This is a genomic window from Parageobacillus caldoxylosilyticus (assembly GCF_019272935.1).
Classification (GTDB): Bacteria; Bacillota; Bacilli; order Bacillales; family Anoxybacillaceae; genus Saccharococcus; species Saccharococcus caldoxylosilyticus.
Window position 1 is genome coordinate 1905296 of sequence record NZ_CP040553.1, and the last position, 13740, is coordinate 1919035.

The following is a 13740-nucleotide window of genomic DNA, read 5'->3' on the forward strand; positions in this document are numbered from 1 at the left end:
CTCATAAACAAGGGGGCAGCCTTGTTTATTGGCCGGCAGCACTTTTGTTATTTGCAACGCGCGCGGACTAGGAAAATGAGCCCACTAGATATATGTGTCCCAATCATTTATAATTAGTAAGGTATCATGCATGTGGCTTTTGAACGCAACGGACTTATTTGCTAGGAGGTATAGTCATTATTATGGAAGAAACTATCAGCCTGCGCGAACTATTCGAAACATTACGGAAACGTCTATGGCTAATCGTGCTTATTACCGCGCTGGCGACCATCGTCAGCGGCGTGGTCAGCTATTTTGTGTTAACGCCGATTTACCAAGCATCAACGCAAATTTTAGTCAACCAAGCCAAATCGGAACAGCAGCTCTATAACTATAACGAAATCCAAACGAACTTGCAGTTGATTAATACGTATAGCGTCATTATTAAAAGCCCGACGATTCTCGAAAAAGTAAGAGAAGAACTAAATTTAGACCGCACAGTGGACGAGCTTAACGGACAAATCCAAGTCACAAGCGAAAAAGATTCGCAGGTGTTCTCCGTGACCGTTCAAGATCCGGATCCGGCAATGGCCGCAAAAATCGCCAACAAAACGGCGGATGTGTTTAAAAACGAAATCGCCAAAATCATGAATATTGACAACGTCACAATTCTTTCGAAGGCAGAAGTCAAAGAAAACCAGACGCCTGTAAAGCCGAAACCGCTGTTGAACATGGCGATTGCCTTCGTCGTTGGTTTGATGGCTGGCGTGGGGCTTGCCTTTTTACTAGAATATTTGGATAACACGATCAAAACAGAAACGGATGTCGAAAAACATCTTGGTTTGCCAGTACTTGGTGCGGTAAGCATCATTTCTACGGAAGGATCGAAAAAAGCAAAACAACAAGTAAGCATGACGAAAACAAGAGGTGAAACCATTGGCTCGTAGCAATCAAAAGCAAACGAAAAAACTGGAACGCAGCTTAATTACCATTGAAGATCCGAAATCGCCGATTTCCGAACAGTACCGGACGATTCGCACCAATGTGCAGTTTTCGTTTGTCGACGCACCGATGCGTTCCCTTATGGTGACATCAACCGGTGCGGGAGAAGGGAAATCGACGACGGCGGCCAACCTGGCAGTCGTCTTTGCCCAGCAAGGAAAAAAAGTGCTATTGATTGACGCCGACTTGCGCAAGCCGACGGTGCATTATACGTTTCGGCTCAACAATTATATGGGGCTGACCAATGTCCTGACAGGCTCGGCGCCGCTCTTGCCAACGTGCCAGGAAACAAATGTGGAAAACTTGTCCGTGTTGACATCAGGACCGATTCCGCCAAACCCGGCCGAGCTTCTCAGCTCCAAAGCGATGGAACAATGCATCCAGCAGTTGTATAATGAATTTGACTTGCTCATCTTTGACACGCCGCCGGTGCTGGCGGTAACGGACGCGCAAATTTTGGCGCACCAATGCGACGGGACGGTGCTGGTCATCGAAAGCGGCGGAACGGAAATCGAAGCGGCAGTCAAGGCAAAAGAGCTGCTCGAAGCAGCGAACGCAAAACTGCTTGGCGTCGTGCTGAACAAACAGAAATATCGCCAAGGGCAGTATCACTACTACCAATATAAATAACAAAAGGCTTCCTAATGATTGGGAAGCCTTTGGCATGATGGAGGAGAGTAATCGTGAGAAATGTTTTGCTGGCCGTGCTGCTTATCATCAGCTGCATCTCTTTTATCGTTGCCGGGCATCTGTACTGGCAGAAAAAAATCGACGTCACTGTCCGCCACGCGATGACGGAAGCAACCGAGTTTCAAGCTACCCAAAAGCGGATGGCCTATGCCAAAAAACTGCCTGCGGAAGTGCAGGCAAAAATCAAGCGCGCCATCGAAACGAACCGCCCGCTGCGCCTTGTCATTGCCGGTTCGGAAGCGACTCCTGCTGCCAAGGACGGCTGGCCGGCGCTACTCGAGCAGCAGCTTGAAGCGGCATACGGCAACAAAGTATTTCAAGTCGTCGTCAAAGAATATAAAGGAATGACAACGAAACAGGCAATCGAGGAAAACATCGCCGGGCAGCTGATCAAAGAAAAACCGGATATGGTATTATGGGAGCCGTTTTTATTAAACAATAACGGCGTCATTGACATCAACGATGCGCTAGCGCACATCGATAAGATGATAAAAACGATCACCGCCGCGCTTCCTGATGTTACGATAATGCTCCAGCCGCCGAATCCGATTGACAATGCCGTCTATTATCCAAAGCAGGTTAAACAGTTTCAAACGTTTGCGAAAGAAAAAGGATACATATACATTGACCACTGGCAAGCATGGCCAGATTACAAAAGCAATGAACTAAACAAATACGTCGATCCGGACACCGACTTGCCGACGAAAGACGGCCAAAAGCGCTGGGCGGACTTCTTAGCCGGCTATTTCATCGCAAAATGAAAGCGTACCTCTCGATATAGGAAGGTACGCTTTTACTATTACGATGCCGTTTTCAATTCTAAATGCTCTTTTAATTTATTCGAAATAGCTAGTCTCTCCTCTTCTGGGACAAGCAAGTAATAAATACCGTTAATTTTCGTGCCTTTTCCGGTAATATGAAGCTGCTCAATATGGCGGCGGGCGTCTTTGTAATTGGTTTGAATTTCTTTCATTTCCTCAAACGTTAAATTCGTTTTCATATTTTTCCCGATTGCCGTTAGCACATCGCTATAATTGGCGAGCGACGAAAAGTTTGCCCCTTTTTTGATGATCGCTTGAATAATTTGCTTCTGGCGGTCCTGCCGCCCAAAATCGCCGCGCGGGTCGTTTTTGCGCATGCGCGAATATTTTAATGCTTTCTCCCCGTCCAGCGTAATTTTGCCTTTTGGGAAGTACACTCCTTCATACGTAAACGCAAACGGGTTGTCCACCGTCACTCCGCCGACCGCGTCGACAATGTCGCGGAAGCTTTCCATATTAACTTTAATGTAATAATCAATCGGAATGTCCAAAAAATGTTCGACGGTCGCCATCGTCATCTCCACGCCGCCAAACGCGTACGAATGGTTGATTTTATCTTTTGTTCCTTTGCCGATAATTTCTGTTCTCGTATCGCGGGGAACGCTAACCATTTCGATGGACTGTTTATTCGGATTGACCGTCATCACAATCAGGGAATCGGCGCGGCCTTTGTCTCCTTTCCGCTCATCCACCCCAATCAGCAAAATCGAAATCGGCGTTTTTTTCTCAAACGATACTTCCTCGTTGCGTTTATCGGATTTCCAAGTGACATCTTCATGCATTTGATTGGCCGTCTGTTTGATGTTGTGATACACTGAATAGGCGAAGGCTCCCGCACCAATGAGAAGGGCAGCGGCAATCACGCCAATCCAGCGCAGCCATTTTTTTTTCTTTTTTCGACGTTCTGCTCTCATATGCAACCTTCCTTTAGCTATATAATTCGATGAACTAACTATTAAGATTATAGAGGGTTTTTTCACAGAGTACAACCGAAAGAAGCAAGGGAATAGGAATTATCAACCATAATATCCATATATTTCGACAAAATTCCGCAAAAAATACCGATTGTTACCATAATAAATGGCTGTTTAGTCACTCGAAAGATAAGGAGGAGTTGGCGGTGATCGATATACATAGTCATATTTTGCCCGATGTGGATGACGGCGCGCAAACAATCGAAGATGCGATAGAAATGGCACGTGCCGCGGTGAAGGAAGGAATTACAACCATCATCGCGACTCCCCATCATAAAAACGGAAGATATGACAATCCGAAACAATCCATTATTGCACGAGTCGCCCAATTGAACGATATCATCAAGCAGCACAATATTCCGCTTACAGTACTGCCGGGGCAGGAAGTCCGCATTTATGGGGATTTATTGACAGACCTGGAAGCAAACGAATTGATGACCCTGGCAGATACTTCGTATGTATTCATCGAATTTCCTGCCGATCACGTTCCCCGTTATGCTGAACAGCTATTGTTTGATTTACAGCTAAAAGGCTTTATTCCAATTATTGTGCATCCAGAACGAAATGGAGAAATCATCGAACGTCCAGAGCGTCTCTACCAATTGGTCAAACGAGGCGTGTTGACACAGCTGACGGCCTCGAGCGTATCAGGGCATTTCGGAAAAAACATCAAAAAATTTTCGTTGCAGCTGATTGAAGCGAACTTAGCGCATTTCATCGCTTCCGATGCCCACAACACGACAACCCGGCCGTTCCGTATGCGGGAAGCATATGATGTCATTAACAAAGAATTCGGCATCGAAGCTGTGTATTTCTTCCAAGAAAACGCCGAGCTTCTCATCCGCGGACAAGCGGTGTACCGCGAAGAGCCGGAACGAATAAAAAAGAAAAAGTTTCTAGGACTGTTTTAATATGTTTTATGGTACTTTGTTATCATAAAACATATTTTTTTCTCCTGTTTTTGTCGAATGATCGCCGATTCTTACGAACGATGGCAAAAGTAGGGACTAAAGATGGATGAAAAAATGGCAGAATAATGGTAATGTATGTGAAGTGAAAGCTTATAGAGCGTAGGCAGATGTTAGTGCTTTTCGGTACTCGGGATGCTTCGGCTCCGCTGTGGCGGCGGGCCCTTCAGTACCTCTCGGGGCTGGGCAGTCGCCTACGCTTTTCGATTTCGGTGATGTCTCCTTACCGTTATCAATGGAGGCACTCGGCCATGCCGTGGGTGGGGACGATGACGGTCCTGCCACCTTAGACGCCAGTCGTCGAGGGTGTGGTGTGAGGGCGGGTTAGATGCCCGGTTTTCCATTTATTTTGAAAAAATGTTTCATGGAAAGATTAAATTGCTGCGGTATCGTTTATAATAGAAACATAGGCAAATAGTAAAGGAGAGACGATACGCGCATGGAACAATCTTGGACGCTGAAGGTGGAGCGGTTTGGAAAAATAAAAAATGGAGAAATTGAAATTGCTCCATTTATGTTGTTTATTGGAGACAATAATAGCGGAAAAAGCTATATGATGTCTTTGTTATGGGGGGTGCTTTCTGAGGGGCGCAAGCTGTTTCCGAAAGAACCGCCATCGACACGGATATATCAAGAAATTGACCGCTTTCTTGACCGCTCGATTGGAGATACGTGCCTCATTGGAGATGAGGAAGCCCAATTATTTGTCCAATGGTTTAACGACATTCTTCGCAACAAGAAAAGCGAATTTATTAAAACGATTTTTCGCCGTAAAATTCCAATCGGGTCATTAAGCATAGAACGCTACCACCGTTCTCAGCCTTTAAAACTTACTTTTGTAAAGAAAGAATCGCTAGACGGCACTCGGTTTTCAAGCGGCAGGCACTATATCCGCATTCCTTACACCGAGAGAAGCAAAGAACAAGCGACAGAACGATATCGTATGGCGCAATATATTACATGGAACTTACTAATGGATGAACTTACTTCTCCTTTTTATCCGCCCGCAAGACAAGGCGGAATTCAAACAAGGGCAATCGGAGAGGCACTTTATTTGCCGGCTTCGAGAACGGGTTTTATGCTGTCTTACAAAGCGCTTGTGCACGACATTATGGAACGAATGATTGACGAAGAGGGAGACAAACATTCACTTGAATTTACGCTGCCTGTTTATCGCTTTCTGCAGGCGTTGCTTCGATTGGATGATAACGGGAAATCGAAGTACGAAGATGTCGGCCGATTTATTGAAGAATATATTGTGTATGGAACAATGAAACAAGAAAAAGGGCCGATTCCGTCTTTTTACTATTGTCCGAAAGGAAGACAGGAGAATCTTCCACTATACGTCACATCTTCACTTGTGACCGAACTTTCGCCGCTCATTTTATTTTTAAAATCGAAAACAACGTATCGGTCGCTGTTTTTTGAAGAAGCGGAAGCGCACCTGCATCCGCGCGTGCAGCGCATTTTGGCAACAGCGCTCGCCAAGCTCGTCAATCGCGGCATGCCTGTGTGGCTGACGACCCATAGTGATATTTTGCTCCAGCAAGTCAACAATTTGATGAAGCTGTATCAGCACCCGAAGAAAGAGCAATTGATGCAACGTTATCACTATACGGAAGAAGACGTGCTCGATCCGGCGAAAGTCAGAGCTTATCAGTTTCATCATGTTGACAATGAAACCATCATCAAGCAGCTTGTTCCAACGGAAAACGGTTTTCCTGCCGAAACGTTCAACAAAGTCATATTAGAACTAAACGAAGAGACGTATGCATTTCAGATCGGGGAAGAGGATGAAGGGGATGAATAATCTCAAACATCTCGTGCAAAATTTTTATGAAAAAACGGGGAGCGCTGGCGGCACGTTATATATTGTTGAACAAGAGAAAACCGGAGAAGCCAAATTAGCCGTTCGTTGTCCCAGTGAAGCCGTTGTTTTTGTTGTTAAACCAAACAACGGTTTTGCTTATTTGAAAATAAGAAACACGCCCGATGGCATTCTTTTTATAAGAGATAAACAACAAAATTGGGAACTTCACATTTTTGAATGCAAAAAAACGGTCACCGAAAAAAGTTGGGATAAAGCGAAAAAACAATTTGAAGGTGGCGTCCTTCACGCTCATATGTTAAGAGGTCTGCTCGATATTCCATCATTTTCGAGGATATGCGTATACACCGTATATCGCGAAGAAAAGCTATTAGAAAAAACAGCAGATCCTAGTTTGCTTCGCCAGCCAGTTGGAGAACGTTTAAAGAGCCGACCATATGAAGATTGGAATGATTTTTCCCTTCGTATTTTAAACCTAGATATTCCGCACGAGCGTATTCGATTGGACTCGTCAGGCCAAGGGGTATATGCTCTAAATACAAAGTAGGTCAATCGCTTCTGATCTCCGTTTGAACGTGCTATAATGAAGGAAAATGGAAGAGGAGGTGTGAACATGAGCCAAGAGTTAACAGAACTGTTCCGTTCCGTCTTGAAGGATGAATTGCGGCCATTGCACGAGCGGTTAGATCGCGTCGAGCAAACGCAGCAAAAATTAAGCAGCGATGTCGGACAAATTCAGAAGGATGTTGCCAGGCTGCAGCAAGGCCAGCAAGAACTGCGCAATGATGTAGCTCAACTGCAAAATAATGTATCTCAGCTCCAAAATGATGTCTCCCAACTTCAAAACGATGTTGCCCAGCTTCAACAAGGTCAACGGGCACTCCAGCAAGACGTTGCGCAACTTCAAGAAGGCCAGCGTGCGTTACAGCGCGATGCGGCACAACTGCAAACCGGCCAACAGAAATTAGAACACGATATGGCCGCCATGAAGCAAACGCTCGGAAATGTGGAGCGGACGCAAGAAAAGATCCTTGAGGAGCTTCGCATTTCGAAAAACAATCAAGGGCATATTTTGAATGACCTTACAGGCATGAAACAGTCCGTCGATGTAACTGTCGCGTATTTACAAAGACGGACAGATGTCATGTTTGATAAAATGATCGAACACGAAAGAGAGATTCTAAACTTAAAATCCCATTTGCAAAACTAAGTCCCAACAAAGGGGCTATTTTTATTCGATGCGCATCGACGTATGTTCTATTCATCCAATAGCCCATACGTCGGCGCGTATCGCAAATACATAAAGAAAAGAGGGATTTCATTGAAAAAGGTACGCAAAGCGATCATCCCGGCGGCGGGGCTCGGAACAAGATTTTTGCCGGCAACGAAAGCGATGCCTAAGGAAATGCTTCCGATTGTTGACAAGCCAACGATTCAATACATCGTCGAAGAAGCGATTGCCTCTGGCATCGAAGATATCATCATCGTCACCGGAAAAGGAAAAAGAGCGATCGAAGACCATTTCGACAACGCGTTTGAACTGGAACAGCTGTTAAAGCAAAAAGGCAAATTCGATTTGCTAGAAAAAGTGAAAGAACCATCGAAAGTCGACATTCACTACATCCGCCAAAAAGAACCGAAAGGACTCGGCCACGCCGTCTGGTGCGCGCGCAATTTTATCGGCGACGAACCGTTCGCCGTCCTTTTGGGCGATGACATCGTCCAAGCGGAAACACCATGCTTAAAACAACTCATCGAACAATATGAACAAACATTCAGCTCGGTCATCGGCGTCAAGCGGGTTCCTGACAACGAAACACACCGCTACGGCATTATCGATCCACTCGAACAACACGGACGCCGCTACCAGGTTCGCCAATTCGTCGAAAAACCAGCGCCAGGCACCGCGCCGTCCAACTTGGCGATTATGGGACGATACATACTCACGCCGGAAATCTTCTTATTCCTTGAAAAACAAGAAGCCGGCGCCGGAGGAGAAATTCAGCTTACCGACGCGATTCAAAAACTCAACGAAATTCAACGTGTCTTCGCCTACGAATTCGAAGGCAAGCGCTACGATGTCGGAGAAAAGATCGGGTTTATTAAGACGACGATTGAGTTTGCGTTGCAGCATGAGGAGTTAAGGGACGATTTACTCGCATTTATGGAGAAAATCGTTGCGGAAACAAAACAAAATACGAATGCTTAATAACGAGCCATCGCGAACATGGCTCGTTTCTATTATACGAAGGGAGACGCAGGGCGTTGGCATATCGAAAACGATTAACGTTTTTAATGATATTGGACTCATTGATCGTGTTAACGGCGATTTACGTCAGCTTGTTTACGCTTCATCCAGGAATACAAATATGGAAGTATCAATCGGTTCTTTTATCAGCGCTGACGCTGCTTGTCAGCCATCATTTCTTTGCATTTACATACCGCTTGTATTATAAGGCGTGGGAGTACGCGAGCATTGGTGAATTAACGGCGATTATTAAGGCAGTTACTTTTTCGATTATCACAACAGCGATCGTGCAATTTTCTGCCTTTCAAGATATTTATGTCCGCGCGTTAATGATTACATGGATGATCCATATTATTCTCATCGGTGGATCGCGGTTTGTCTGGAGAGTGTTCCGCGACCGTTACATAAAACCAAACGCGAATAAACGGCGGACGCTGATTATCGGTGCGGGAGCCGCGGGAACGATGGTGGCGCGGCAGTTAGTAAACAATCCAGAAGCGGAACTGAAGCCAATTGCGTTTATTGATGATGACCCTAATAAACAAAAATTGCAGTTTTTTAACATTCCTGTGATGGGAACGACGAAAGATATTGAAGATGTCGTTCGCGCGCTGAAAATTGAACATATCATCATTGCGATTCCTTCATTGACAAAAAAGGAACTGAATCGCATTTTTGAACAGTGCGCAAAAACAAACGCGAAAACACAAATCGTTCCAAAACTCGAAGATATTGTGACAGGGAAAGTGTCCGTTAGCCAATTCCGCGATGTGCAAGTGGAAGACTTGCTTGGCCGCGAACCGGTCGAACTCGATATCGAAAGCATCTCCAGCTACATCGAAAACAAAGTCATTTTAGTCACAGGAGCTGGAGGCTCGATCGGTTCCGAAATTTGCCGCCAAGTATGCCAGTTTCATCCGAAAAAAATCGTGCTGCTCGGTCACGGGGAAAACAGCATTTATCAAATCGACATGGAACTGCGCGATCACTATAAAGACCAAATCGAGATTGTCCCAGTGATCGGCGACATTCAAGACCGCGAGCGCATGTTTGAAGTGATGGAAGAACATAAGCCAGATGTCGTCTACCATGCGGCGGCGCACAAACACGTTCCGTTAATGGAATACAACCCGAAAGAAGCGGTCAAAAATAACATTTTCGGGACGAAAAACGTCGCCGAAGCGGCCGATACGTTTGGTGTCCAAACCTTTGTATTCATTTCGACTGACAAAGCAGTTAATCCTACCAATGTGATGGGAGCGACAAAACGCTTCGCGGAAATGATGATTCAACAATTGGACAAGCAGAGCAAGACAAAATTCGTCGCCGTCCGCTTCGGAAACGTTCTTGGCAGCCGCGGCAGTGTCATTCCGCTATTTAAAAAGCAAATTAAAGCAGGTGGTCCTGTCACCGTCACTCATCCGGATATGACGCGCTATTTTATGACGATTCCGGAAGCATCTCAGCTAGTCATCCAAGCCGGCGCGCTCGCCAAAGGCGGGGAAATCTTTGTCCTAGACATGGGCGAGCCAGTCAAAATCGTTGATCTCGCGAAAAACTTAATCAAACTATCCGGATACACCGTCGAAGAAATCGGCATCGAATTTACCGGCATCCGACCTGGCGAAAAACTGTTTGAAGAGTTGCTTAACGAAAACGAAGTGCATCCAGAGCAGGTGTTTCCGAAAATATTTATCGGAAAGGCAACGATGGTGGACGAAGAAATCCTTAACGACTTTATGGAAGAGTTTGAAGAGATGGACAAAGAAGAGGTTAGGGAAAGATTGTTGGGGATTGCAAATAGAAAAATACCTGTGATTTAACAGTAAAAGAATTAATAGCAGCATTGATGGTGTTGCAAAACTAGAGTAAAAACTCGATTATGATAAGAATGCATAACTGTACATGCAGTAAATAGCGGTGAAATCCATACCAACGAGGTTACTCTAACCCATTGCTCTTTAACTGGTTGAATGCATGTTCAATCGAATGATGAAAACCAAACAGCCACTTTTCTCATCTGATTTTCAACAAAACCGGAATGACACGACCATATGTGTTTTTTCTCTCATTGCTATTTCGTTGATGGATGGGTGAAATGAACAATATTTTGGATTGTTCCGTTACTTTACGGACATTTTTATTGTCATACGTTGCATCTCCAAGAGCAAATTCGATGTCCCATTTTTGTAAAGACCAAAGCAATTCAGGTGCCACACTCACATCATTTTTGTTCGCAGTAGTAAAGACATGAGATTAAATGCTTTCTCCGGTAGCCGTTTATATCCTTTACACGAATGATAGCGAGTGAACATGCCTCTATTGAGATATCGAATGCCTAAATCGGTGATAAGCTGGGCGTGAAAAGCGGAGATCTATGTTTTCGAAACCAATTGCTTGCTCGTGAAAAAGTCGATAGGTGCGGAACCTTTGGAGGTCCACATATACACCGAAGGTAATCAAATCGATGAAGTAATTTCACCAATCTTTTCATGAAGTAATGGAAAAATATGTTTTAAAAAATAAACATTTATCGAATATTTTCTAGGAATCGGCAGTCGTCTTGTCATATATAGCGTTTCAGGTAAAGAAAATTGGTCGATGTATCGAAACAAAGCTTCTAAAAGAGGAATGATTTTGTAATCCATTGTATGTTCAGTAACTAGATTGGAAATCATGTTGTGTCCATCTCTCGGGTTGTGTTTTGGTAACTGTTATATAATTTCCAAGGTGGTGGAGCTTTTTGTATTCTTTACGCATCGATTATGCGTTTTGCAACACGTTCAAAGTAGAGTGAAAATGTGTTTATGAATATTGTTATAAAACTATGAATAAGTATTACACTTATTCACTTAATTAACTAATTACTAAGCTTAATTCTCTGACATGAGCGAGCTTTTCTGTTATAGTCGGCAAAATTCTTTCTTATTACCTATGTCAGAAGGACAATCTTTAATCCTGAGGATACAATGTCAGGAAATGAACTATATAATATAGCTCCAACTTAATTTTCTAACATAAAATATCTACTATTCTGAATAATTTTAAGATGTTTGAACGATATTTTCAAAGAATTGGGTTACAGCTAAAAGAAGGGGCGAACAGTCTGCGTAATAGCAGTTTACAACCATTGTGTCCTTCAACCATTCTACTCTGGAGTATAAGTGTTATAGAGAAGAATTATTTAATAATGAAAAGTTACATTTAGGTGATGCGTATGAAAAAGAAAGTTTTATTTTCTGCTACAGTTGATATTCATATTAATATGTTCCATATTCCATATTTAAAATTTTTTAAGGAGTTAGGTTGGGAAGTGCATGTAGCTGCAGCAGGAAATATGGAAATTCCTTATTGTGATGTGAAATTTAATATACCCTTTAAACGATCTCCGTTTAAATTATCTAATATAATCGCTTATTTTCAATTAAAAAGATGTATAGATGAAAATAAATATGACATAATACACTGTCATACTCCTGTTGGAGGAGTATTAACACGACTAGCCTCACGTAAAGCGCGTAGAAATGGCACCAAGGTATTATATACTGCACACGGTTTTCACTTTTATGAAGGAGCACCGCTATTAAATTGGATTATATACTATCCTATTGAAAAGTGTCTTGCACGATATACAGATTGTTTAATTACAATTAATGAAGAGGATTATAAAACTGCACTTAAAGGTAATTTTAAAGCTAAAAGTATTGAACGTATAAATGGAGTAGGAGTAGATTTGTCAAGATTTAAACCGGTAGATGAAACAACCAAAAGAGCATTAAGAGTAAAACATTCACTTAACCCGAATGATTTTATACTTGTATATGCAGCAGAACTTAATAGTAATAAGAACCAACAATTACTTATAGAAATCGTTGCAAAGTTAAAAAAACAGATTCCAAACATACGTCTATTACTTGCGGGCTCAGGACCCTTGGAAAAGAAGTATATTACACTTGTTAAAAAATATGGTCTAGAAAAACATGTTAATTTATTAGGTTATAGAAACGATGTAGATGAATTGTATCAACTTTCTGATATAGGCGTTGCTTCTAGTATTAGAGAAGGATTTGGTATCAATCTTGTTGAAGCTATGGCATGTGGAAAACCTGTAGTTGCTACAAAGAACAGAGGGCACAGGGAAATCGTTTTAGATGGAGAAAATGGATTTTTGATTAATCCCGATAGTCCCGAAGAAGGTATACAAGCAATATTGAGTATTTATAAATCACAAGACATTAGACAGAAGATGGGGGAGGTAAGTCTCGAACGGAGTAAGATTTTTTCTGTTGAGAATGCTGGAATAGGTTTGAAACAAATCTATCGAAAATATATCTAAATTCATAGTGTTAACTAAATTTCAACGTTCAACTACACCAAGAATGACAAAGTGTATGAGCGAAGAAAATCCCTTCCAATACTGTTTCAAATCCACCCAGACTTGGTTGAACGAATGGAAGCAAGATGAAAATGATTAGCTAGAACCGAAAAAACGTTTTAACGATTTTTCGGTTCCGACGAATCCATTGTTGAAACTTATGTGAAATAGGATTTTGGTTTTGTATAAGAGGAAGTAGATTGAGAGATTCCATGATTGTTTTTTGGCTTCTCTTACAACAATCCATTAATGAACCCTTTATTGCTAATGTAAAAGGAAGTAGAAATTGTTCAAAGACTTCTTCTACAACTATCAGCATATGCATATTAAATTTATAAAAATGCATCTGTTTCGAAGTATAGAATCCGATATCAGCGATGCTTAAGAAATCTTTCACTCTCGACATGTGTGTAGAATGACATAAGGGGATTGACAAACGGTCAATGTCGCATAAGCATGTTGACGAGTTTGTTTGGCGAGTTGATTGAAGTTGACTCAAAACTTAGTCACCCATCGTAACTGACGACAACGTCGGTTGTATCGAGGTGTTCAGGGAACTAATCTTTTAGAAAAAGATTACCAGTGACAAAGCGATGCGGTGCATGCCCCAACGTGAATCCTAATAAATGCAAGAATATGGACGCTCATGATCATCGCATCAGATTGTTTCAATAAATACTGAATGCGACGATGTAATTATATAAATCCAACTTGATTTCTCAACATGTTTAAAGATGTCGGTTTTCTGTCTAATACTCCTATGTGTTTCAACGATGAAGAGAATGGTTAACCATGTTTTTGAATTTTAGAGAAATCTTGTGTACAATGAAAGTGCTCCTCTACTGGAAATCTTCT

The 13740-nt window shown here is 42.6% G+C and carries 11 protein-coding genes and 1 pseudogene; 10 read left to right on the forward strand and 2 right to left on the reverse strand.

All coding sequences use genetic code 11. From position 1 onward, the window contains the following. Positions 1–182: 182 nt before the first annotated feature. Genes BV455_RS09750 through BV455_RS09760 form a run of 3 tightly spaced genes read left to right on the forward strand, consistent with a single transcriptional unit; the run spans position 183 to position 2432 of the window. Positions 183–926: a YveK family protein gene (locus BV455_RS09750; protein WP_218687962.1), complete on the forward strand. Its 744-nt coding sequence runs from the start codon at positions 183–185 to the stop codon at positions 924–926. After that, complete coding sequence (locus BV455_RS09755; RefSeq protein WP_409993893.1) at positions 907–1611, forward strand: CpsD/CapB family tyrosine-protein kinase; 705 nt, start codon at positions 907–909, stop codon at positions 1609–1611. Before BV455_RS09750 ends, BV455_RS09755 begins: the two co-directional genes overlap by 20 nt. 53 nt (positions 1612–1664) lie before the next feature. Then, the gene (locus BV455_RS09760) at positions 1665–2432 is read left to right on the forward strand and encodes an SGNH/GDSL hydrolase family protein (protein ID WP_218687964.1); all 768 of its coding nucleotides are present in this window, start codon (positions 1665–1667) and stop codon (positions 2430–2432) included. 38 nt (positions 2433–2470) lie between these two features. On the opposite strand, the gene tagU is transcribed toward BV455_RS09760, so the two are convergent. Next, positions 2471–3406 (reverse strand): polyisoprenyl-teichoic acid--peptidoglycan teichoic acid transferase TagU, encoded by a 936-nt coding sequence (tagU, locus tag BV455_RS09765; RefSeq protein ID WP_218687965.1) that lies wholly within the window; start codon positions 3404–3406, stop codon positions 2471–2473. Positions 3407–3612: 206 nt separating this feature from the next. Between tagU and BV455_RS09770 the strand changes: the two genes are divergently transcribed. From BV455_RS09770 to BV455_RS09795, 6 genes are all read left to right on the forward strand, one after another. Then, positions 3613–4377 carry a tyrosine-protein phosphatase gene (locus BV455_RS09770; protein WP_218687966.1) on the forward strand — a complete coding sequence of 255 codons (765 nt, stop codon included), beginning with the start codon at positions 3613–3615 and terminating at the stop codon, positions 4375–4377. A 496-nt stretch (positions 4378–4873) separates the two neighbouring features. Next, positions 4874–6244: an AAA family ATPase gene (locus BV455_RS09775; RefSeq protein ID WP_218687967.1), complete on the forward strand. Its 1371-nt coding sequence runs from the start codon at positions 4874–4876 to the stop codon at positions 6242–6244. After that, entirely contained in the window at positions 6237–6809 is a 573-nt protein-coding gene (locus BV455_RS09780) for a hypothetical protein (RefSeq protein WP_218687968.1), read from the forward strand. The genes BV455_RS09775 and BV455_RS09780 overlap by 8 nt, the downstream gene beginning before the upstream one ends. Before the next feature lie 66 nt (positions 6810–6875). Beyond that, positions 6876–7472: a hypothetical protein gene (locus tag BV455_RS09785; protein ID WP_218687969.1), complete on the forward strand. Its 597-nt coding sequence runs from the start codon at positions 6876–6878 to the stop codon at positions 7470–7472. A gap of 111 nt (positions 7473–7583) precedes the next feature. Then, a complete protein-coding gene (galU, locus tag BV455_RS09790) occupies positions 7584–8471 on the forward strand; it encodes a UTP--glucose-1-phosphate uridylyltransferase GalU (RefSeq protein WP_218687970.1) in 888 nt (295 codons plus the stop codon). Positions 8472–8527: 56 nt separating this feature from the next. Beyond that, positions 8528–10333 carry a polysaccharide biosynthesis protein gene (locus tag BV455_RS09795; protein WP_218687971.1) on the forward strand — a complete coding sequence of 602 codons (1806 nt, stop codon included), beginning with the start codon at positions 8528–8530 and terminating at the stop codon, positions 10331–10333. 40 nt (positions 10334–10373) lie between these two features. Here BV455_RS09795 and BV455_RS21055 read toward each other — a convergent pair. Next, positions 10374–11188: pseudogene (locus BV455_RS21055) on the reverse strand (transposase). Between the two features lie 539 nt (positions 11189–11727). On the opposite strand from BV455_RS21055, the gene BV455_RS09800 reads away from it, so the two are divergent. Then, complete coding sequence (locus BV455_RS09800) at positions 11728–12846, forward strand: glycosyltransferase family 4 protein (protein WP_218687972.1); 1119 nt, start codon at positions 11728–11730, stop codon at positions 12844–12846. Positions 12847–13740 lie beyond the last annotated feature (894 nt).

Coding starts and splice junctions, on each gene's coding strand:
- BV455_RS09750 (WP_218687962.1), top strand. CDS start 183: ATGGAAGAAACTATCAGCCTGCGCGAACTATTCGAAACATTACGGAAA.
- tagU (WP_218687965.1), bottom strand. CDS start 3,406: ATGAGAGCAGAACGTCGAAAAAAGAAAAAAAAATGGCTGCGCTGGATT.
- BV455_RS09775 (WP_218687967.1), top strand. CDS start 4,874: ATGGAACAATCTTGGACGCTGAAGGTGGAGCGGTTTGGAAAAATAAAA.
- BV455_RS09780 (WP_218687968.1), top strand. CDS start 6,237: ATGAATAATCTCAAACATCTCGTGCAAAATTTTTATGAAAAAACGGGG.
- BV455_RS09785 (WP_218687969.1), top strand. CDS start 6,876: ATGAGCCAAGAGTTAACAGAACTGTTCCGTTCCGTCTTGAAGGATGAA.
- BV455_RS09800 (WP_218687972.1), top strand. CDS start 11,728: ATGAAAAAGAAAGTTTTATTTTCTGCTACAGTTGATATTCATATTAAT.